22 protein-coding genes are annotated in these 19,520 nt (G+C 66.5%); 12 read left to right on the top strand and 10 right to left on the bottom strand.

From position 1 onward, the window contains the following. Positions 1 to 30: 30 nt before the first annotated feature. The 3 genes from NP511_RS15295 to NP511_RS15305 form a co-directional block, all read right to left on the bottom strand. Positions 31 to 1,560, bottom strand: coding sequence for a stage II sporulation protein M (locus tag NP511_RS15295; protein WP_049966172.1), 1,530 nt, complete (start codon positions 1,558 to 1,560; stop codon positions 31 to 33). A 94-nt stretch (positions 1,561 to 1,654) separates the two neighbouring features. Further along, positions 1,655 to 1,978 carry a nuclear transport factor 2 family protein gene (locus NP511_RS15300; protein WP_049966173.1) on the bottom strand — a complete coding sequence of 108 codons (324 nt, stop codon included), beginning with the start codon at positions 1,976 to 1,978 and terminating at the stop codon, positions 1,655 to 1,657. Between the two features lie 74 nt (positions 1,979 to 2,052). Beyond that, positions 2,053 to 2,955 carry a redoxin domain-containing protein gene (locus NP511_RS15305; RefSeq protein WP_084158297.1) on the bottom strand — a complete coding sequence of 301 codons (903 nt, stop codon included), beginning with the start codon at positions 2,953 to 2,955 and terminating at the stop codon, positions 2,053 to 2,055. Between the two features lie 184 nt (positions 2,956 to 3,139). Between NP511_RS15305 and NP511_RS15310 the strand changes: the two genes are divergently transcribed. After that, complete coding sequence (locus tag NP511_RS15310) at positions 3,140 to 3,646, top strand: DUF367 family protein (protein ID WP_049966174.1); 507 nt, start codon at positions 3,140 to 3,142, stop codon at positions 3,644 to 3,646. An 18-nt stretch (positions 3,647 to 3,664) separates the two neighbouring features. On the opposite strand, the gene NP511_RS15315 is transcribed toward NP511_RS15310, so the two are convergent. Continuing rightward, a complete protein-coding gene (locus NP511_RS15315) occupies positions 3,665 to 4,582 on the bottom strand; it encodes a hypothetical protein (protein WP_049966175.1) in 918 nt (305 codons plus the stop codon). 116 nt (positions 4,583 to 4,698) lie between these two features. On the opposite strand from NP511_RS15315, the gene NP511_RS15320 reads away from it, so the two are divergent. Then, positions 4,699 to 4,848 carry a 50S ribosomal protein L40e gene (locus NP511_RS15320; RefSeq protein WP_006179857.1) on the top strand — a complete coding sequence of 50 codons (150 nt, stop codon included), beginning with the start codon at positions 4,699 to 4,701 and terminating at the stop codon, positions 4,846 to 4,848. Between the two features lie 148 nt (positions 4,849 to 4,996). On the opposite strand, the gene NP511_RS15325 is transcribed toward NP511_RS15320, so the two are convergent. Both NP511_RS15325 and NP511_RS15330 read right to left on the bottom strand, forming a co-directional pair. Continuing rightward, positions 4,997 to 5,842 carry a bacteriorhodopsin gene (locus NP511_RS15325; protein WP_049966176.1) on the bottom strand — a complete coding sequence of 282 codons (846 nt, stop codon included), beginning with the start codon at positions 5,840 to 5,842 and terminating at the stop codon, positions 4,997 to 4,999. Between the two features lie 336 nt (positions 5,843 to 6,178). After that, positions 6,179 to 6,796, bottom strand: coding sequence for an MBL fold metallo-hydrolase (locus NP511_RS15330; RefSeq protein WP_049966177.1), 618 nt, complete (start codon positions 6,794 to 6,796; stop codon positions 6,179 to 6,181). Positions 6,797 to 6,993: 197 nt separating this feature from the next. On the opposite strand from NP511_RS15330, the gene NP511_RS15335 reads away from it, so the two are divergent. From NP511_RS15335 to NP511_RS15365, 7 genes are all read left to right on the top strand, one after another. Beyond that, on the top strand, positions 6,994 to 7,170 hold the full coding sequence (locus NP511_RS15335; RefSeq protein ID WP_006649567.1) for a DUF5786 family protein: 177 nt from the start codon (positions 6,994 to 6,996) through the stop codon (positions 7,168 to 7,170). 3 nt (positions 7,171 to 7,173) lie between these two features. Then, a complete protein-coding gene (locus NP511_RS15340; protein WP_049966178.1) occupies positions 7,174 to 7,746 on the top strand; it encodes an endonuclease dU in 573 nt (190 codons plus the stop codon). Positions 7,747 to 7,860: 114 nt separating this feature from the next. After that, on the top strand, positions 7,861 to 8,448 hold the full coding sequence (locus NP511_RS15345) for a uracil-DNA glycosylase (protein WP_049966179.1): 588 nt from the start codon (positions 7,861 to 7,863) through the stop codon (positions 8,446 to 8,448). Positions 8,449 to 8,532: 84 nt separating this feature from the next. After that, complete coding sequence (locus tag NP511_RS15350) at positions 8,533 to 9,156, top strand: hypothetical protein (protein WP_049966180.1); 624 nt, start codon at positions 8,533 to 8,535, stop codon at positions 9,154 to 9,156. Continuing rightward, the gene (locus tag NP511_RS15355; RefSeq protein WP_136396897.1) at positions 9,153 to 10,490 is read left to right on the top strand and encodes a hypothetical protein; all 1,338 of its coding nucleotides are present in this window, start codon (positions 9,153 to 9,155) and stop codon (positions 10,488 to 10,490) included. The genes NP511_RS15350 and NP511_RS15355 overlap by 4 nt, the downstream gene beginning before the upstream one ends. 58 nt (positions 10,491 to 10,548) lie before the next feature. After that, positions 10,549 to 11,211 carry an imidazole glycerol phosphate synthase subunit HisH gene (gene hisH, locus NP511_RS15360; RefSeq protein ID WP_049966182.1) on the top strand — a complete coding sequence of 221 codons (663 nt, stop codon included), beginning with the start codon at positions 10,549 to 10,551 and terminating at the stop codon, positions 11,209 to 11,211. Between the two features lie 1,162 nt (positions 11,212 to 12,373). Beyond that, entirely contained in the window at positions 12,374 to 13,573 is a 1,200-nt protein-coding gene (locus tag NP511_RS15365; protein WP_006179849.1) for a Cdc6/Cdc18 family protein, read from the top strand. A 123-nt stretch (positions 13,574 to 13,696) separates the two neighbouring features. Here the strand turns inward: NP511_RS15365 and NP511_RS15370 are convergent, their stop codons facing one another. Further along, the gene (locus NP511_RS15370; RefSeq protein ID WP_006649561.1) at positions 13,697 to 14,053 is read right to left on the bottom strand and encodes a zinc finger SWIM domain protein; all 357 of its coding nucleotides are present in this window, start codon (positions 14,051 to 14,053) and stop codon (positions 13,697 to 13,699) included. A gap of 121 nt (positions 14,054 to 14,174) precedes the next feature. On the opposite strand from NP511_RS15370, the gene NP511_RS15375 reads away from it, so the two are divergent. Together NP511_RS15375 and NP511_RS15380 are read left to right on the top strand one after the other, a co-directional pair. Beyond that, on the top strand, positions 14,175 to 15,290 hold the full coding sequence (locus tag NP511_RS15375; protein ID WP_049966183.1) for a tRNA (guanine(26)-N(2))-dimethyltransferase: 1,116 nt from the start codon (positions 14,175 to 14,177) through the stop codon (positions 15,288 to 15,290). 744 nt (positions 15,291 to 16,034) lie between these two features. Further along, on the top strand, positions 16,035 to 16,316 hold the full coding sequence (locus NP511_RS15380; protein ID WP_049966184.1) for a YgaP family membrane protein: 282 nt from the start codon (positions 16,035 to 16,037) through the stop codon (positions 16,314 to 16,316). A gap of 214 nt (positions 16,317 to 16,530) precedes the next feature. On the opposite strand, the gene NP511_RS15385 is transcribed toward NP511_RS15380, so the two are convergent. Next, on the bottom strand, positions 16,531 to 16,731 hold the full coding sequence (locus NP511_RS15385) for a hypothetical protein (protein WP_006649558.1): 201 nt from the start codon (positions 16,729 to 16,731) through the stop codon (positions 16,531 to 16,533). A gap of 200 nt (positions 16,732 to 16,931) precedes the next feature. Between NP511_RS15385 and NP511_RS15390 the strand changes: the two genes are divergently transcribed. Continuing rightward, positions 16,932 to 18,239 carry a YihY/virulence factor BrkB family protein gene (locus NP511_RS15390; protein WP_049966185.1) on the top strand — a complete coding sequence of 436 codons (1,308 nt, stop codon included), beginning with the start codon at positions 16,932 to 16,934 and terminating at the stop codon, positions 18,237 to 18,239. On the opposite strand, the gene NP511_RS15395 is transcribed toward NP511_RS15390, so the two are convergent. Continuing rightward, positions 18,240 to 19,034 (bottom strand): alpha/beta fold hydrolase, encoded by a 795-nt coding sequence (locus NP511_RS15395; RefSeq protein ID WP_049966186.1) that lies wholly within the window; start codon positions 19,032 to 19,034, stop codon positions 18,240 to 18,242. Positions 19,035 to 19,104: 70 nt separating this feature from the next. After that, positions 19,105 to 19,416 carry a hypothetical protein gene (locus tag NP511_RS15400; protein WP_049966187.1) on the bottom strand — a complete coding sequence of 104 codons (312 nt, stop codon included), beginning with the start codon at positions 19,414 to 19,416 and terminating at the stop codon, positions 19,105 to 19,107. Positions 19,417 to 19,520: the final 104 nt, after the last annotated feature.

The following is a 19,520-nucleotide window of genomic DNA, read 5'->3' on the forward strand; positions in this document are numbered from 1 at the left end:
TCGGCCGGCGTTGCTCGACCGCCCGATCGGTTAGAGGAACAGGCGGTAGTAGTACGGACTGACGAACCCCTCGATGAGCGCCGCAACGGCGAGTACCATGCCGATTCCGACCAGGACCCAGAACGCCCGCTCGAGGGTGTCGGCCAACTCGACTCGGCCGGCCCGTCCCCGGAGGGTCCGCCACCCGGCCGCCCCGACGGAGAGCCCCAGCGCCGCCGCGACGAGGATCGCCGGAATCTCGAGGACGCCGTGGGGAGCCACGAACGCGGCCAGTTGCGTGGGGTCGGCCTCGAGGCGGGCGATTGCCCCGATAAACAGACCGTTGAACAGCAGCGAGACGATCGCCGGGACGGCGAGCGCGAGCCCGCCGTAGGCCGTCGAGAGCGCGACCAGCCAGTTGTTGCCGAACAGTTCGACGGCCGCCGCGGGCGGGAAGTGCCCCTCGAGGCGGGCGGCGATCGAGGCCTCGACGGTGCCGGCGTAGGGGTCGGCGACGAGCCAGCCGGCCCAGAAACTCAGCCCGGCGAGGACGACGACCAGCGCGTGGGTGCCCGGATGCGAGCGGACGAACGCGGTCAGCGACGACCAGCCCCGTGCCAGGCCGGCCCCGAACTGCCCCCGGAGCGAGCGGGTCGGCGACGCGGGCGGCTCGAGCCGGTCGCGATAGCCGCAGTAGACGGCCGTCTTCAGCAGGTCCAGCGCCGGGAAGAGAACGAGCGACGTGAGCAGCGAGCCGAGGGCGACGACGTCGACGAGCGAGAGCAGTCCCGAGACCGTCGAGAGCGCGAGGAGCGCCCCGACGGCCATGACGTAGTAGAAGCCAGCCTCGACCGGCTGTCTGCGGATGAAGCCGGCCGCGTGCCGTAGTGAGCCGACGACGCCCGCGTCGTCGACGACGACCGCGACCGGGGCGAACGCGAACACGGCGCGAATCGCGAGGAGCGCGATGATCGCGACGCCGACGGCCAGCAACACGACTGGGACGGCCAGCAGGCCCAACCCGCCCAACAGCGAGACGCTGCCGGCGACCACTGCGGTCACGGTCCCCACGGCGACGAGAATAGCCGCCCAGCACAGTAGCTCGAGGACGAACAGGCCGAGAAAGCGCGGCCAGTACCGACGAGCGCCGGAGAGCGCGGCGACGAGTCCGCGCTCGTCCCGAAGCCGCCCGTAACAGGCCCCGAGTTGGCCCGCGGCGACGGCGGCCGAGGCGAACGCGAACAGCGCGATACTCACGAGGACCGTCACCGCAGCGAGCGCGAGCAGCGGCGGCGTCACCAGCTGATCGACGACCGGCTCGAGGCCGGCCGCCCACGATTCGAACTGTTCGGGATCGGCGTTGGGATCGGTTGGCGGCTGTTCGAGGTCGGTCAGGTGGGTCCGAATCGTCTCGAGGCGGCCGGTCGTCGCGAGAAAGAGGTACGCGACGGCGACGGCCAGAAACGGGACGGTGCGGACGATCGCGGGGACCGACGCACCGATGAGATAGGCCGGGAGGAAATCACCTGGCCGGCGACGGAGGACGGCCACGACGGCGGCGACGTAATCTGACAGGGACATACGCTTCGCTTGGGCGGCGTCTCAGTTAAATGATCGTTCTCGACGGCTGAGGAGAGCCGGCAGCGCGAGGCCCTGCTCGGCCGGTGGGATCGCGTTATCGCGAGTACGTCTCGAGACGGACGATCCGATCGTCCGCGAGTTCGAAGACGTCCGCGAACTCGAAGAGCGTCGCGCCGTCGTCGACGACGCGGCCCTGCACCGCGACGCGGTCGCCGTCGGCGATGACGGTCTCGAGTTCGTGGTCGGTGTCCGGATTCGGCCGCTCATCACGCATGAACGCGACGAACGCAGCCCGGTCGTCGAAGGTGCGGTCGGGGCGGCGCTGGACGAACTCGGGGTCGAGAATCGTCTCGAGCGCCTCGTAGTCGTGATCGTCGAGGACATCGTAGTAGCGCCTGACGAGGGTGGCGGGGTTCATACACGACGTTTCGTCGCGACTGACAAAAGAGTGGGACTCTCCGATCACTCGGCGTCGGATCAGTCGTCGTCTGATCAGTCGTCCGCGGAGTCCCCGTCGACGGTCTCGAGGAGGGTTTCGGGTTCGGGCGGCTCCTCGCGGTCGGTAACGGCGGCGTGAACGGGGTCGGCGTCCGCCCGATAGTCGTCGCCGGTCGCCTCGTCGCCGCGGCCGTAGTGGTCCGCCGCGCTCGCGTACCACTTCGCGGCGTTGCGCCGATCCGTCGCCTGTTCGTTCGCCCGTTCCGCGATCCGGGCCACCGCTTCGTCGTCCGCATACCGTCTGGCCGCGTCGAACGCCTCGAGTGCGTCGGTAAGCGGCTCGACGGCGGCGTCGAAGGCGGCGGCTGCCGTCACCCAGTCCTCGGCCGCGAACGCCTCGCGGCCCCGCTCGTACTCCGTCACGCCCTCGCGGTAGTGGGTGTGTGCGATCCGATAGCGCTCGACGGCCGCATCGTCGTCGGAGATCGTTTCGATCGTCGCGCGGATCTCCGCCAGGGGCGGCTGTCGTTGCGGGTCGTCGCTCGACCAGGCACGGCGGACCGTCCGCTCCCCGTCGAGGACGAACACGGCGCGTTTGGCCGCCTGCTGGTGGCCGTACTGGTCGTTCGAAAGGACGCCGTAGGTCGCCGCGATCGAGCCATCGCCGTCCGACACGAGCGGGAAGTCGAGGTCGTAGCGGTCCGCGAACGCCCGATGGCTAAACGCGGAGTCGGTCGAAACCCCGACGATCGAAACGTCGTTCTGGAGCCCGAACAGGTCGAGATCGCGGAGCGAACAGAGTTCCTCGGTACAGCTCGGGCTGAAATCGGCCGGGTAAAAGACCAACAGGACGACGCCGCTGTCGGCGGTCACCTCGTCGAACGTGACGTGACGGATCTCGTCGTCGATCGCTGCGGGCCCGTCGAACGTCGGTGCGGTTGCCCCCGTCTCGAGCATATCACTCGTTCGGCCTACGACTGCCATATGCACACCGATCGCACGGAGCGAGCGAGTCGGATCGGCGGCACCGACCGCGCCGTCGGCCGGAGTCAACGAGGGACGCGACGCGGATTCGCTTCCGGAGCGGCCGATTCGACCGCGGTTCGCGACCCTTTTGTCCCGAGCCGACCTGTGTTCGGCCGTGGAGTGTCACGTCTACTACGAGGGCGACGACGACCCCGAGAAGTGTACCGCGCGTCGCCTCGAGCAGTTCGACGAGGCGACCCTCTACCGGTCGATGGGGCAGGTGCCCTACGGGGTCGTTCTCAACCCCCACGCCGAGCAGGCGCTCTCGCCGGCCGACCGCGAGGAAGGGCTGGACACGCTGGTCGCCCTCGATTGCTCGTGGGAGTCCGCCGAGGAGGCGTCGTTCCAGATGCGCGGCGTCCACCGGGCGCTGCCCTTCCTCGTCGCCGCGAATCCGATCAACTACGGCCGGCCGTTCCGGCTGACCACCGTCGAGGCGCTGGCCGCGGCCTGCTGTATTTTCGACGAGTACGACCGCGCTGAGGAACTGCTCGAGCCGTTCCGCTGGGGCGAGACCTTCCTGACGTTAAACGAGGAACCGCTGCGTCGCTACAGCGAGTGTACCGACTCGAGCGAGGTCGTCGCGGTCCAGGAGGACTATCTGGCCGACGAGGAGGAGTGACTCCCGACGCGCGGCGGCTCACCCGGTGTTCTCGTCGCTCGGCGGTGCCGGCCGCCGTGCGAGCCACGACTCGTACCCGGCGTAACCGAGCGCGACGGCGGCGAACGATACGAAGAGGACGACTGGAACGAACGCTCGACCGCCAGCGGAGTCGCCACTTCGGGCGACGAGGGCGGCGAACCCGACCGCGAGCGCGAGGAAGCCGCTCCCGATGGCCGCCAGGACGATCCGCATCGGACGGGTCGTGCCGGCCGTCTTCGGTGGCGCCGTCGGCGTCGCCGCGAGCCCCCACTCGAGCGCACGACCGACGGCCACAGCATGTCGATCCGGCACCGGGACGAAACGCGGCGGACCGTGGACTCGTCGGATCACGACGAACTGCCACCGTGAGAGCGGTCCCAGGGAGAGCCGCCGGACACCGATCACGTTCTCGAGGTCGATCACCGTTGGCCCGCCGAAATCGTCGTCCCCACCCAGCTGCAGCCGTCGTTCGTCTAGCTCGAGCGTGACCGTCGCCGTAAGCGGGCCGAGAAACACCATCGACAGGAACCCGAGGACGAACAACGCAAGCGTTAGCTCGGGTACAGTGCCGATCGTGCCCGCAATGAGGACGGCACCGACGGCCGTCGCGACGACGATTCCGCGTTTCGTGAGTCGGTCGGTTCCCGCGTACTGAACGATCCACTTGGAGCCGTTCGTCCCGTACTGAACGAGTAGCCAGCAGTACAGCAGGGACATCGGACCGCCGACGAGCCCCAGGACCACGACGAGCGCCAGCGTCGATCCGGTGACCGCGCCGACTAGCGTGAAAACCGCGAGACTCAGTAGCACGACGAGCCCGAGCCCACCACCGATCGCATAAGGGGCGTACGCGGCGAGCCGCGAGAGCCAGCTGTTGTGCGGCCCCATCGTCCACCGGATCGATTCCGTCGTCATTACTCGAGCGGACACGCTGGCCGGCCCTAAATGTTGCCTCAGGAACCTTTTTGCGGCCGCCTTCCCGCGGCGACCCCAATCACAGCCGTTAAATGGGCCACGGGCGAAGCCGGGGTATGGCCAGTTTCGACGCCGCTGAGAAACGGACGCTCGAGAAGATGATCTGCATGCGCTGTAACGCTCGCAACTCCAAGCGAGCCCAGCGCTGTCGCAAGTGTGGCTACGAGAAGCTTCGCCCCAAGGCGAAGGAACCGCGCGCGGCATAACCGGCTCGGTCTCGGAGGCGACCGTTTCGGGATCGCCTCCGCACCTTACGGCGTATTTTCGACGTTCAGGCCGACGAGTCACAGCACTAAACGAGTCCGCTGGTCGGTCGACGGGCCGAAGACGACACGGAACGAGGTCGGGTCGTGATCAGTCGTCGGCGGACGTTCCGGTATCGGCCGCAGTGGCGTGGGTGACCCCCGCGATCACGCGTTCATTGCTGGCGACCCAGCGCAAGAGCAGGTACGCGAAGACGTACTTCGCGCCGATGTCGAGCAGCGAGTACCCCCACGAGGTGAGCGCAGTCGACTCGACGAGTGCGAAGCCCTCGACCCCGAGCGCCCAGACGATCGGGTACCCGAGCCACAACACCACGGTCATCGCTCGTAAGGTAGCGAATATCTCGTCGCTTCCGGCGGCCGCGGCGTCCACCGGCCACTCCACGAGTAGCGCGTACAGGACCACGAGGAAGAAGGCGCAACTGACGGCATAGAACACCCATCGGAACGCGTACGACGAGGTGATCAGTGCCGCCGCGAGACCGGTCACACACATCCCAACGTCGGCGGCGATGACGACGAACAGGTCAGCGGCGTCGACCCCCGCCAGCAGCCCGAGGGCCAACAGGATCAGCGGCGTCGACAGCGTCCACGTGAGATACCGCCCCCACTGGCTGAGGACCGCCTCGCCCGCGAGCGCGTGGCCGGCCGGCATCTCCACCAGTCCGACCGTGAGGCCGGATAGCATCCCCAGATAACTCGCTATCGATACTAACGGGATCAGAACCGTCGCGGCGAAGATCAGCCGTGCCCGATGCGCTCGAACGTTGCGGGACATATACACGAAAAGCAGTACCGACAGGCCCGCCAGTGCAACGTTTACCCATAGCGACGCACTCAACAGCGCGTCGTTCTGGATCCGTGTCACCGCCCCGCTCTGTCCCGATTGCATCTGGACCAGTGCCCCTGTCGCACTCGCGACCTGTTCGTCGAACATCGTGCGTTCCGAGCCAATCGCCGCGCGGGCTAAGTTCTAGGCGTCGTATTGTTCGATTAATGCTTTGTTTTCGTGATCTTTTCCGGCGATCCGAGGCAAGCCCGCAATACGTAACGACCCAGCATGACACGGATCCGTAACTGCAGGAGCTACGAGCGCCCCAAGATGCCGGGACCGAACCCGGCCGCGTGGTCCGGCTACTCGACAGGGTAGCTTCGTCGCCCGCTCGAGCGCCGTTTCGCACCCACCTGTTTCCCGTTCGGGTCGGCTTCGCCGACCGCTCACGGCAAACATCTGGACTAAAAACCCGCTTACTTCCGGTGGTCGTTCGCGACGCTACTCGTCGGGATACTTCGGCTCGCGCTTTGCCGCCCGCTCGAGCGCCGTTTCCACGACGTCGCGCACGTCCCCGTGGAAGACGCCGCCGTGGCCCGCGTACATGTGTTCGACTCCCTCGGGCATGCGCTCGAGCAGGTCGCGGATGCTCTCGATGAGCCGTTCGCGGGACTGGCCGGCCATGTCGGTCCGGCCGAAGCTGCCGTAATCGAAGGCTCCGTCGTCGTGGACGACCACGTCGCCGGAGAACAGCGATGACTCGGAGACTACGGAGACGTGGTCGTCGGCGTGGCCGGGCGTGTAGACCACGTCGAACTCCTCGTCGCCGATCCGGACGGTGTCACCGTCGTCGATGGCGTGGGTCCTGGTCGGGTGGTCCGCGTAGGCGTAGACCTCGGGGTCGAAGGCGTCGACGACGGCCTCGAGTCGCTCGACGTGATCACCGTGCTGGTGGGTCATGACGACGGCGTCGACGCCGTCGGTGTGGCTCCGAACCTCGTCGATGACGCCGTCCCACGCGCCGGCGTCGACCAGCGTCGTGTGCCCGTCCTCGCCGATCGCGAGGAATGCGTTACAAGTGAACGTTTCCGCGCCCTCGGTGACGTGAACGACTTCCATACTCGGTCACTCGAGGGCCGACGGCAAAAACGGTGTCATCGCTGTGGAACGCCCTCGTCCGCTCGTCCTTTCTTTCTTATATAACGGTATCTAACTGTCGGGGTTGACCCCGTTCACGCGTGACTACAGCGGTTCGGAAACCCTCATAAACTGGTGACCACTGAATTTTTCAATCGGTATCCCATAGTACTCGGTGTATGGGATTCGGGAGCTACGACGAATCCGAACAGCAGGAAGTCGACGCCGATTTTGACGACGATGACGCAGTGAAGTCGGGAGCGAACAGCCACGACGGAACCATCGAGTTCGAGAACGGTGCCTCGAGCGACGAGTTGCTCGACCGGCTCAAGGAGATCAAAGACGACGACGGGTGAGCGATGAAAGCCGGGGTACGGGCGCTGGGCATCGCCGAATCGTACCGCGGTGATCGCGATCGGAATCGAAGCACGATCGCCGGTGCCGTCGTCCGCGCCGACCGCGTCTGTGATGGGTTCGCGTACGGCTCCTGTCGCGTCGGCGGCACCGATGGCACCGGCTCCGTTGCCGGGCTGGTCGACGACCTCGGCCGTCCCGACGCCCGGTACGTGCTGCTCGGCACCGTTGCCCCCGCGTGGTACAACCTGCTCGATCTCACGCGTCTTTTCGAAGCGGTCGACCGACCGGTCATCGCAGTGACCTTCGAGGCCAGCGACGGCCTCGAGGACGGTCTGCGGGAGGCTTTTTCCGGACCCGATCTCGAGTCGCGACTCGAGACCTACCGGTCGCTGCCCGAGCGCCACGCGGTGTCGATCAACGACGAGACGGTCTACGTCAGAGCGGTCGGCCTCGAGCCGGCTGCGGCTGCGTCGGTCGTCCGCGGGTTCACGCCCGAAGGCGGTCGTCCGGAGCCGATCCGGGTCGCGCGCGAGGCGGCTCGCGCCGCGGACGCGTACGCCCGATCGCTCGAGTAAGTGGTACGGGAGGGGGAGGATGGCCGGAGTGTGGCCCGGGCTGTGGCCGACGATCGGTCTGCAACTGCGACCCGAAAGACGTAGTAGCCGCCCGTCACAGCCACCGGTATGGAAATGGAGGACTGTCGGGTCACGGAGTGTACGCGCTGTCCGGCGCTGGTCGACTCGCGGAGCCGGATCGTCAACGGAACCGGTCCCACGGACGCCGACCTGCTGTTCGTCGGCGAGGGGCCGGGTGCCAACGAGGACGAACAGGGTGAGCCGTTCGTCGGCCGCAGCGGATCCGTTCTCGACGACGCCCTCCGGACCGCCGGCCTCGACCGGATCGACGTCCGCATCACCAACTGCGTGCGCTGTCGGCCGCCGGAGAACCGCGACCCGACGACCGAGGAACTCGAGAACTGCCGGGGCTATCTCGAGCGCGAGATCGCGGCCGTCGACCCCGAAGTCGTCGTCACGCTGGGGAAGGTGCCAAGCGAACACCTGCTCGAGCGATCCGTCGCGGTGACCAAGGAGGCTGGCTCGCTCGAGGAGGTCCGGATCGACGGGACGCCGCGGCGCGTATTACTCTGTGTCCATCCTGCGGCGACGCTGTACGACCGCAGTCAGGAGGAGACGTTCGAGGAGGCGGTCGAGCGAGCGGCCGAGCTGGCGGGCGTCACCGAGAGCGAGGGCGGACAGTCCCGGCTCGACGGGTTCTGACTGCCGGACCGACGATCACGGGTTCGAGTGTATTTCACCCGTAGGGGACAAAATATTTACCAGTATTCTCCGAAGGGTAGCCGGATGGCTCCCCAACGACGTGCAGTCCTCGCGGGCGGGCTCGCGCTGACGACCGCTCTCGCCGGCTGTGCGAATCGAGGCGGCCTCGGTTCCGACGGGACCGGGGCGGAATCGAGCGGTCCGTCGGGGACCGTCTCCGAACCGCCCGTTTCTACGCCGCGGAACCCCGACAACGGGCCGGTGGTCGTCGACGCGGACGGCCACGACGACCGGCAGTTCGTCCGGGAGTTCGTCGGGACGGCCGACCGCGCCGCGTCGCTCGAGTTCGCCGACGCCGTGCCGGACGACCACGTCGACGCGACGCGGACGTTCCTCGAGGAGACCGACTTCGACGAGGCGACCGTCTTCGTCACGGAGCGCGGTATCGCGTCCTGCTCCCGGTACCGTCTCCGGTCCGTCAGCTGGTCGCCCGGCCGCGTCGAATTCGAGTACTGTTCCGAACTCAGAGCGCCCGACGAAACCTGCGTCGCGGGCAGGCGGGAGACGCTCGGCCTGTTCGTCCGGATCCCGGCGGTCCTCGAGCGCGACCTGACCGGTACCGACTCGAGCGGACCGTCCTCGTGTCGGAGCGGGGAACGGGACTGGGAGACGATCGACGGCAACGACTCGGAGGCCAGTGACACATGAGCGGCGGGGACGACCGACGCTTCAGCCGCCGCTGCTCGAGACGGACCGCCATGCGGACCGTGGCCGCCGGCGGGCTCGCCGTGACGGCCGCAGGCTGTCTCGGTGAGGATCGGTTCTGGGACGACCCGCCGCCGTTCGACGCGGACGGGCTCGAGTCGGTGACCGACGCCGCCCTCCCCGATCGGCCGGATCCCATCCCGGTCGCGTTATCGGCCGATCGGCTCGCGGCGTTCGCGACGCGCGTCGAAGCCCTTCTCGAGCCGATTCCGGAGCCGCTCACCGAAAAAACGGTCCCGAACGGGAAGATCCGTGCCGCGATAGACTCGGACCGATCGGACGCGCGGACGGCGCTCGACCGGCTGTCCGACCGCGCGGACACGATCTCGAAGGCGGAAGCGGCCGCGGACGCCTGTGGACACGCCGCCGGGGCCGCGGGCGTCTGGGCGGCGATCACGTCGGAGCGGTCGTTCGAGGACGTGACGATCTCTCGGGCCGAACTCTCGACCGATCGCGCCGCGTTCACCGATTCGCTGCCGGCCGCGGCCGCCGGGCCGGCGGCCGGCGCGGCCGTATACGGGCCACTGGACGCCTGGTTTTACCTCGTGGAAGACCCGCCCGATCCCGTCGATCCGATTCGGGCGGGCCGGTGGACGCGATTCCTCGAGCGACGGTGGCGCAGGATCCGTGCCGGCGACGCGATCCGGACACGCTACGTCGACTCCCTCGCGGAGCCGCGATCGATCGCCGCGGACCTGGAGCGCGCCGTCGACGCCCTCGGTCCGCACGTGCGGGACCGAATCGCAGACTACACCCGCGAGGGCGAGCGGCTGGCTCCCGTCGATCCCGTCACGCTGCTCGATCGCGACGCGAACCCCGACGAGCCCGGCGTTCGGCTGCTCTCGCGGAAACTCGGCGAGACGTTCGATCGTGTCTGGACCGGGCCGCTTCCGTCGCGGGAGGGCGACGTGTCGTCGACGCCGCAGGCGATCTGTCTGACCGAGCGGACGCTGGCGGCCGTCGGCGCGGTCGCACCGATCGTCGACCGACTGGACGGCGGCGACGAGCTGTTTCCCGACGGCGCCGACGCGGTGCGAGAGGCGCGAGGGGCGGCGATCGACGCCGTCGCTTCCCTCGGGGACGACTCGCCGCTCGAGACGTGGCTCGCCCGATCGCTCGTGATCGCGCTCGCCGACGTCGACGAGACGCTGGCCCGCGCGACCGTGTCGGACCTCGAGGCGATCGCGGGCGCCTACGGCGAGTACGTCTGGCTCGAGTCGGTCGCGCGCTCGGCCCCGGACGCCACGGCGACGGTCGCCGCGGCGCTCGAGGGCTGACCGTCGTAGAAATTCACCGAAGGGCAATACACTTCACCGCGCCGTTCCGACTACCGGTATGAACTCCGTTTCGTCTCCACAGGAGCAGTCCCTCGCGTCCGTGGTCGTCGTCGACTACGGACTCGGGAACCTCCGCAGTGTCACCCGCGGGTTGGAACGTGCGGGTGCCGACGTCGAGATCACCGACGATCCGGCCGCATTCGAGGCGGCCGACGGGGTGGTCCTGCCCGGCGTTGGCGCGTTCCGCGAGGGCGTCGAGAACGCCGACCCGCTCCGCGAGGATCTCCTCGCAGTCGCCGAGCAAGGGACCCCCCTCTTCGGCATCTGTCTCGGGATGCAGATGTTGCTGACCTCGAGCGAGGAGGGCGAGACCGACGGCGACTCCGCCGTCCAGGGACTGGACCTGATCTCCGGGACTAACGTTCGCTTCGCCGAGGGTCAGAAGGTTCCCCACATGGGCTGGAACGAACTCTCGGTCGAGCGCGATCACCCGCTCGTTGAGGGCGTCGATGGGAACTACGCGTACTTCGTTCACTCCTACTACGCGGCTCCCGATGACGAAGCGGCGACGGTCGCGACGACCGACTACGAACGAGAGTTCCCCTCGATCGTCGCGAACGAGTCAGGGAACGTCTTCGGCACGCAGTTCCACCCGGAGAAGAGCGGCGAGACGGGGCTACAGATCCTGCGGAACTTCGTAGAGATTTGCGCCGAGGAGTAGTCCCGCCAGGACGCGAACAGCTACCGAAACGAGGTAGTTGCATAGCGGCGATCGCTTCGTAATGCCGGTTGTTTCTCTGCCGCACGCTCCCTCGGCGACTCGTACGCGAATTCCGCATCGGTTCGAAGACGAATACGGACGGTAGGTAGCGAAGGGACACACCCCGCGTTGCCGCTGTATCGATCCGTGAGATTCCGTCTTCCTCGAGAAATCCCCAGATTCCGGTTCACGGATTGCCGTACGCTGCCGAAAGCGCTTCCCACACCGATACCAACGCCGATCAAAAATCACCAATAGTATATACGAGTCCTGTGTGACCGTCCATTGAGTGTCTTGGAAGTGGTAGCGTCCAGTTGGTCTTGGACGCGGTCTTCGCCGCTCGAGACGAACGCTCCCGTCGCTTTTGCGCCGTTCTCGGCCGAATCGTCGGGTCCACGTCGGAGTCACTGCTGGTCGGTACGGATTCCGTAATCGGTGCCGCACCGTGTCTTGTCGTTCGTTCGGCCCGATCTCTCGTTCGTTTGGCCTGATTTCTCACCTGATCTTCGTTTGTTCGACCCGATCTCTGGGTCGGTATCTGACCCCCGCTTCGAGTCCACGGCCGCCACCACAGCTATACAGCGGCAACGCGGGGTGTGTGTCTCCGCATACAGCGGCACCGAGGGGTGAAAACCAACTGCCTCACGTCCAATAGAAACTCTTTTTATCCGATACAGCGGAAAGACGGTATCCGTCCGATTCGACGGCTCGAGCCGGAACCCGCCGACGACGGTCGTCTGACCCTGCGGACACCGCTGGCGACTCGCCGCCGTCCGGTTCGCGTCCGTCGTCACGCGGCCGCCGTGCCATACAGCGGCACTCCGGGGTTCGCCACCGCGTGACGATGTCTCGCAGCGCCTCCACAGCCGTACCCAGGGACGCGCCCGTCCATACAGCGGCACTCCGGGGTTCCGACAGGGTTGCAGTTCTTCGACGGGAGTGGCGACCGCAGCCAAGTGCAACCCATACAGCGGCATTGAGGGGTGATACTAGGCCGATACAGCGGCACTCTGGGGTGTTATTTTCCGGTATTTGTCGACTCTGGACGGGAATTGTAGACTATACAGCGGCAGTCCGGTTCCGAACGGTTAAGTAGTCGACGCCGAAAGGAGCTGGCACCCGAATGTCGGATTCGACGGACTACTTCGGCAGTGAGAACGAAATCTTTCGGAACAAGGAGCTGCTGCAGGTTTCACACCTCCCGGACGGCGATCGAATCATCGGCCGCGAGGACGAACTGACCAACCTCGCGAACGCGATCAAACCGGCGACTCGAGGAAACACGCCGAACAACGTCCTCGTGTACGGGAAGACAGGAACCGGGAAGTCGCTGTGTTCGAAGTTCATCACGAATCAGGCGATCGAGCGCGCGGAGGGCAACGACGTCTCGATCGGCGTCGCGTACGTCGACTGCCTCCAGGAGTCGACGGAAACGCAAGCAGTGCAGTCCACGGGCCACCAACTCAACGACCAGTCCAAGACCGATGTCTCGATTCCACACTCGGGACTGAGTACGGCCGAATACTACCGTCGTCTCTGGCACATCGTCGACACCTGCTACGACGTCGCTCTGATCATCTTAGACGAAGTCGACAAGATCGAGGACGACGACATCCTGATGCAACTCTCTCGAGCGGTCGAGTCCGGCAAACTCACCGAGAGTACCGTCGGCGTTATCGGAATCTCGAACAAGGTCCGGTACAAGGACTCGCTGGACGAGCGCATCAAATCGAGCCTCTGTGAACGCGAGTACGTCTTCTCGCCGTACGATGCGACCCAGATCCGGGAAATCCTGCGCTCACGGTCCGATGCGTTTCACGAGGGCGTCCTCGAGGATGGCGTCGTTCCCCGCGTTGCAGCGCTCGCGGCCCGTGAACACGGTGACGCACGGAAGGCGATCGACATCCTCCGCTTTGCGGGTGAGATCGCCGAGGAGAACGCCCTCGAGACGGTCACTGAGGATTGCGTCGATCAGGCACACGAGCGCGAGGAGACCAGCCGGCTGGCCGAACTGATATCCAAAAGCCCCAGTCACGCGAAACTCGTCCTCGAGGCGATGGCGCTGTTGACCCAACAAAAGGAGGGCGACGACGCGCCGGTGACGACCAACGAGGCGTACGACCTCTACAAACGTCTCTGCGATCGGGACGGCTCGGAACACCTGAAGCTCCGTCGGGTTCGCGATATCCTCTCGGAACTCGAGTTCCTCTCGATCATCGATCAGGAGCGCAAGTGGGCCGGAAAGGGGAAAGGCAACTACATGGAGAATCGGCTGATCGACGACCCCGAGGTCATCATCGCCGCCTGTAACGAGTCCGAGTAGCGCTCTCGATCACGGTGAACGATATCGGCCGCGAGCGTGCTGCCATCGTGGCGACGAGGAGAGAGACACTTCTCGTCGATTCGCTCACTCCGTCTGGTTCTGTAGGAACGGAGACCGACGCCCTCAGAGCAGTTCGCGGACCTCGGAGTACCACATATCGTGGTAGTCGACGTGGCCGACCCGGCGAGCGATGGCGACCGCAAGGGAGTGCCAGCACTTCTCGGTGGGGTCGTCGGCGTCTAAGTTGTACTCGCTGTCCTTGCAGGTACAGCCGCCGTCCTCGACGATATACTCGTCCTCGTAGCCGACGACGATGGTGAAATCGCGATAGGACTTCACGCGGTTCTCGCCGACCGCCTCGATGGCCTGGGCCCCGCGGTCGCCGTGGACCCGCGTGATCGTCCCGACGATCTCCGGCGTCAGCTCGCCGGCCTCCTCGAGACTCGCCTGCCATCGCTCGACGGGATTGGCCTCCGACACGTCCGTGACTGTGCGCCGAACTGTAAAATCGGTTTGGTTGTCCGCCGCTGGCCCGCCGTCTCCCCATCGGCCGCCGCCGGGAGACCACACCGCTTTTCGCCCGCTACCCACGAGACGTGGTATGCGCGTCACCGAGGGCGGGGTCGATCTCGAGGTCCCCGGCGAGCAGACCGAGGGCATCGAGGAGGCGGTCTTCTACAACCCGCGACAGGAGCTGAACCGGGACTTGACGATCGCGACGCTGCGGGCCTACCGCGAGCGCGAGGATCGCGCCGAGACGTATCTCGACGCGATGACCGCAAGCGGCGTCCGCGGGGTTCGAGCCGCGGCCGACGGCTGGGACGTGACCTGCTGTGACGTCGACGAGGAAGCGGTTTCCCTCGCCCGGGACAACCTCGAGCGAAACGACTGCGAGGGGCGGGTCGAACACCGCAACGTCAACGCGCTGATGCACGAAGAGCCGTTCGACGTGATCGATCTCGATCCCTACGGGACGCCGATGCCGTTTGCCGACGCCGCGTTCGCGAACTGCCGGGATCTGGTCTGTATCACCGCGACTGATACCGCGCCGATGTGTGGCGCACACTTCAACAGCGGCGTGCGTTCCTACTCCGCAGTGCCGCGAAACACCGACTACCACGCCGAGATGGGCGTCCGAACCCTCATGTCGGCGCTGGCCCGCAGCGCGGCCCGGTTCGACGTCGGCGTCGAACCACTGCTCACCCACGCGACCAGCCACTACGTCCGGACCTACCTCGAGCTGACCCACAAAGCCACCGCGGCCGACGCCGCGATCGACGAGTTAGGCCACCTCTACCACTGCGAAGACTGCCTCTACCGCGAGGCCGACCCCGGGCTGATCGCCGATCCACTCGAGCGCTGTCCCCACTGTGATGGGACCCGCGTCCTCGCGGCCGGCCCGGTCTGGCTCGGCCCCGTGCAGGACCCGTCGTTCATCGGGGCGGTCCGCGACGAAATTCCGTACACGTTCGATACCGCGCCCGAGGCCCGCGAACTCTGTGACACCCTCGCGGCGGAACTCGACACGCCGACCCACTACGACCAGCACAAGCTCTGTCGGAACTGGGGGCTGCCCGCCAACGCGATGGACGAGTTCCTGGCGGATCTGCGTGAGGCCGGCCACGCGGCGTCCCGGGCCCACTACGGCGGGACGACGTTCAAGACGGACGCGAGCGTCGGCGAGGTCAAGGCGGCGACGAAAGACGGTCTCGACTAATCCAGCGTCACCGCGCACCGTGTGAGTCGCCGAGCGCGCGTCCCCACCGAGCCGTACGCACTGATTGCTGGCGAAGCGGACAAGTCCCGCATCGAGAATATACGAGTAACCGACCGGATCGACGCGGCGGAGCCATGACTGAACACCAGCAACAACTGATTGCATCAATGAACGATATGCATGCGTTATAGGCTGAACAGGCGCAATACCACGCCCTTCAGGCCGTGGATACGCGCCGTCACTCTGGGAAACGTCCCACCGTTCAAACGCCCGCCGTGAGTTTCCCACAGTGACGTTTAAGTGACAGACCGCCCTACTGAAGAGCAGGAATCGGTCGGAACGGAGCGGATTCCGAACCGTCCTTCGGAGGCGGCCTGTCCGCCCACGTAACGAGGCAGTGTCCGGAAAGGGCAGTCGGTGAACGCACATTCCAGAAGAGTGTGTCCGTGCCGACTGCTCAAAGCGAGCATCACGATACCCCCGACTCTGCTGACGCCTGCCGGCGTCCCCGTGGCAAAAACAACACTGGGACGCCGTACACGGTTGAGGATAGGGGTAACGGCGGTTTGGCACCGCCAGCAGTCCACCAGTCCGACGTTGTGGGACTACCCGCGCCCGAAAGGACTGGTAGTCCGGTGACTGGACTGCAGACCTGAAACTCCCACCGCTCGGGATTCCTCCGCGTGAACGCGGAGGAGGATGTCAAATAGTTAGCTGCCGTATGTGTGCATGGTGACAGAAACCATGGAAAAAAACGTCGGTGGATACGACCGTCGGACTCGACTCCTTGTCGGCCCGGTGCTACTGGTCGTCGGTATCGCCGCCCTCGCTGGATTGCTCTCGATCGCTGCCGGAACCCTCGGGATGGCACTCGCCGTCCTCGCACTCGTCGTCGGGGCGGTGCTGACGATCACGGCTCGCACGCAGCAGTGCCCAATGAAATCGATGCTCGGTCGCAACACCTACCGAGAACGGCCCCGCTCGGAGCCGGAGACCGACGACCGGCAAGCTGGTCGACCCAGCTGATCCGATTTTTATCGCGGCGTTGTACGGCGTCACTGAGCCGGCGGCATACTTGTGGTACCGACCCACGATCGACGCGGCTCCTGTCGGCACTGGCCCGACCGACCCGATGGACCGTTTTCTGACGGTTAGCCAGGTGTCGGAACGGATGCGAAAGCGAACCCATCTGCATCCCGACAGCGCGACTCCGGATACTCGAACAGGGCCCCGACGCTGCTCACTCGAGGTCGGCGTAGAGGCGAACGAGCCCGCACTCGGGACAGCAGACGCCCTGTACTTTCGCCGTGTTCTGGACCCCCATCTTTCCCAACAGTCCGTCACGTTTTCCGGTCGTGATCGACAGGCGCATTCCCTCGGTGTCGCGGACGGTGGTTTCTTTCATCGTCACGCCGCAGTCGGGACAGCGTCGCTGCTCCATGCGATGGCGTTGGATTCCCGACAGAAAGAAGTTCGCGATCGAGCCGCCGTCGCCGGTCTCCGATCGGCGGCCGAAACCGACCGCTACGGGACGCCGACCCGGATCAGCCCGACGGTACTGTCGGGGCCGTCCGGCGTAACAGCCCGTTGGATCCCTGTGTCGTGCGATTACATATTGGGTGGGACCTCGAACGGCGGGCCGTGATCGATCGGGGACGAGGGGTGGATCTGACGGGACGGGTCCTTCGGCTGGCGAAGGACCAACAGTTGACGCTGCTGGCGGCCGGGGTCGCCTTCTATGGCTTTCTCTCGCTGGTGCCGCTGATGTTGCTGGCGCTCGGGCTCGCAGCGTCGGTCGGGGGCGAAGCGCTCGCGAACCGCCTCTCCGCGGCCGCGACCGACATTCTCACCGTTCAGGCCCAGACGCTGCTGGCCGACGCCGTCACCGACGAGACGGGTCGTCGCGGGGCGACCGTCGTCGGCATCCTCGGCCTGCTGTGGGGCTCGAGCCGCGTCCTCCGCGGCCTCGATCGGGCCTTCTCGCAGGTCTACGACACGGTCGGCGAGAAGTCGCTGCTCGATACGATCTGGGACGCGATGATCGTCTCGATCGCCATCGCGGCCGGCCTCGCGCTGCTGGGAGCGCTCGAGTTGGTCGTTCGGTTCCTGCCGGGGCTCGAGGTGTCGTTCGCAGTGGCGGTCGTCGGCCAACTGTTCGTCGTGCTGGGGCTGTTCGTCACCTTCCTGCCGCTGTACGTGATCTTCCCGGACGCGAACGTGGGGATCCGCGAGGCGGCACCTGGAACGGTCATCGCCGCAGTCGGCTGGTTCGTTCTGAGCCGCACGTTCTCGCTATACGCCGGGTTACTCTCCGATTACGCGGTCTACGGTGCGCTCGGGGCCGTCTTTCTCGTCCTCGTCTGGCTGTACGTCGGTGCGATCATCCTCGTCTTCGCGGCGGTTGTCAACGCGGTGCTGGCCGACCGTGAACTGGATCGGCAGCTACAAAGTCCCGGCCGACGACAGATTCCGACAGAAGCGATGACCGACGACGCCACGGGCGCCGACGAGGGAGCCACGGAGGACCGCGCGAGCGACCGCGCACGCGAATCGAGCGCGAGCGCCCGAACCCGCGATCGAGCCGACGATCCGGCGGCGCTACGCGAGGAGATCGAGCGACTCCGCGATCGCGTCGACGACTTCGAGTCCGACGTCGAAGAGCGCACCGTCCGGAAGGAGTCCCTCGAGGGCGAGTTGAAACGCTACGTCCGCCGTCGGGTCCGACGCGGCCACGCCCGCGACTGGGGACCGTACCTCGTCTTGCTCTACGGGACGGCGATGTCGATCGGCGCGTTCTACTTCCTCAACGGGGGCTGGGCGATCCTCGCGATGCTCGTCGTCTGGACCTCGACGCTCGGCCTCTACGTCCTGATGGTCCTGATCGGCTTCGGCATTTCCCTCCTCGGCCTCCCCGGTCGGCTCCGCGATGCGGTCGGCGACCGCCGATAGTTACCGGACGCGAGCGGTCTGGCGGACGAACCGCCGTACCCGATTCGCGTACGTCTCGGGCCGGTGGAGGTTACAGATGTGGCCGGCTCCCGCCAGCACTTCGACCCGGCCGTCACGGGCCGCAGCGGCGTGATCGCGCTCGCCGCGGCGCATGAGCTTGTCGTTCTCTCCGTTGAGTAGCAGCGTCGAGCCGGGATACGTCGAGAGCGCAGCCCGGAAGTCGCGGCCGGCGATGTCCGGCCCCGCGTCGCCGAACTGTTTGGGATAGAAGCCGGCGTCGATGATCTCGCGCTCGATATCGGGCGCGAGATCACGCTGTCGGACCCAGCGGGTGGCGAGTGTCTCGACGGCCCGTTTCCCGAGGTTAGGCTTCGTGAGTAGTCGCGCGACGCCGCCGCTCACTCGTGTGCCGAGTTCCATCGTGTTCACCGGGTTGACGCTACTGCCCGACAGCACCAGCCCGTCGACCGTGCTGGGATGGCGGTAGGCGTACTCCGTCGCCACGTAGCCCCCCAGCGAGAGCCCGACGAGCGTCGCGGAGCCATCGGTATGCCGGTCCACGATCGCCTCGAGGACGTCGATCGCCGGCTCCATCCGGAACGGCTTCCCCGCGCGGGTGCCGTGGCCCGGTAAATCGGGCGCGACGGTGTGGTACTCCTCGGAAAGCGCCCGCGTCTGGGGGAGCCACATCTTTCGGGTGAACATCGCGCCGTGTACGAACACGATCGAGTCGGTGTCCGACGGGCCGGCGACGTCGACGCCGGTCTCGTCGGGGTCCTCGCCTGTCCAGTCCATAGCCGATGGGGATATCACGAGAGCGACCTTAGTGGTCTGCCCGGCCCATTACGGCGACGGCGGACGACCGCTACTCGAGTCCCCGACCGCCGTCGCTTCCGGAGTCGGCGTCCGCGTCGGGCGTCGCGGCCGGTTCCGTCGGCAGCCCACCCTCGAGCCGGACCGCATCGGGAGTGATCTCACGGACCGAGTCTCGCTCCAGCGTGACGCGATACCGGGCTCCTTTCTCCCACCCAAGCGAGGATTTGATCGACTCGACGGCCGACGGGTCGGGCCGAACGTGAGCGACGTCGCCCGCGACCGCCGCGACGATACCGACGGTCTCGCCGGTGGCGTTCTCGACGGGTTTGTCGATATCGTCGTCGGAAAAGACGGCGCACATACCGTCGGCTACCGCGACTCAGAATAAGTCGGTCGTGCCTGCGATGGCCGGTCGGTGATCCGCGGGGGAAGCGACCGGGAGACGGTTCGGCGGCCGGTCGGGAT

Origin of the sequence: Natrinema thermotolerans, from assembly GCF_031165565.1 — an archaeon.
Lineage (GTDB): Archaea > Halobacteriota > Halobacteria > Halobacteriales > Natrialbaceae > Natrinema > Natrinema thermotolerans.

Excerpts from the sequence above, each read along its gene's own strand:
- NP511_RS15380 (WP_049966184.1), top strand. The coding sequence starts at position 16,035 with ATGGAAAAAAACGTCGGTGGATACGACCGTCGGACTCGACTCCTTGTC.
- NP511_RS15335 (WP_006649567.1), top strand. The coding sequence starts at position 6,994 with ATGGGATTCGGGAGCTACGACGAATCCGAACAGCAGGAAGTCGACGCC.
- NP511_RS15340 (WP_049966178.1), top strand. The coding sequence starts at position 7,174 with ATGAAAGCCGGGGTACGGGCGCTGGGCATCGCCGAATCGTACCGCGGT.
- NP511_RS15355 (WP_136396897.1), top strand. The coding sequence starts at position 9,153 with ATGAGCGGCGGGGACGACCGACGCTTCAGCCGCCGCTGCTCGAGACGG.
- NP511_RS15320 (WP_006179857.1), top strand. The coding sequence starts at position 4,699 with ATGGCCAGTTTCGACGCCGCTGAGAAACGGACGCTCGAGAAGATGATC.
- NP511_RS15350 (WP_049966180.1), top strand. The coding sequence starts at position 8,533 with ATGGCTCCCCAACGACGTGCAGTCCTCGCGGGCGGGCTCGCGCTGACG.
- NP511_RS15395 (WP_049966186.1), bottom strand. The coding sequence starts at position 19,034 with ATGGACTGGACAGGCGAGGACCCCGACGAGACCGGCGTCGACGTCGCC.
- NP511_RS15365 (WP_006179849.1), top strand. The coding sequence starts at position 12,374 with ATGTCGGATTCGACGGACTACTTCGGCAGTGAGAACGAAATCTTTCGG.
- NP511_RS15330 (WP_049966177.1), bottom strand. The coding sequence starts at position 6,796 with ATGGAAGTCGTTCACGTCACCGAGGGCGCGGAAACGTTCACTTGTAAC.
- hisH (WP_049966182.1), top strand. The coding sequence starts at position 10,549 with ATGAACTCCGTTTCGTCTCCACAGGAGCAGTCCCTCGCGTCCGTGGTC.
- NP511_RS15325 (WP_049966176.1), bottom strand. The coding sequence starts at position 5,842 with ATGTTCGACGAACAGGTCGCGAGTGCGACAGGGGCACTGGTCCAGATG.
- NP511_RS15295 (WP_049966172.1), bottom strand. The coding sequence starts at position 1,560 with ATGTCCCTGTCAGATTACGTCGCCGCCGTCGTGGCCGTCCTCCGTCGC.
- NP511_RS15305 (WP_084158297.1), bottom strand. The coding sequence starts at position 2,955 with ATGCTCGAGACGGGGGCAACCGCACCGACGTTCGACGGGCCCGCAGCG.
- NP511_RS15345 (WP_049966179.1), top strand. The coding sequence starts at position 7,861 with ATGGAGGACTGTCGGGTCACGGAGTGTACGCGCTGTCCGGCGCTGGTC.
- NP511_RS15315 (WP_049966175.1), bottom strand. The coding sequence starts at position 4,582 with ATGACGACGGAATCGATCCGGTGGACGATGGGGCCGCACAACAGCTGG.
- NP511_RS15375 (WP_049966183.1), top strand. The coding sequence starts at position 14,175 with ATGCGCGTCACCGAGGGCGGGGTCGATCTCGAGGTCCCCGGCGAGCAG.
- NP511_RS15400 (WP_049966187.1), bottom strand. The coding sequence starts at position 19,416 with ATGTGCGCCGTCTTTTCCGACGACGATATCGACAAACCCGTCGAGAAC.
- NP511_RS15385 (WP_006649558.1), bottom strand. The coding sequence starts at position 16,731 with ATGGAGCAGCGACGCTGTCCCGACTGCGGCGTGACGATGAAAGAAACC.
- NP511_RS15300 (WP_049966173.1), bottom strand. The coding sequence starts at position 1,978 with ATGAACCCCGCCACCCTCGTCAGGCGCTACTACGATGTCCTCGACGAT.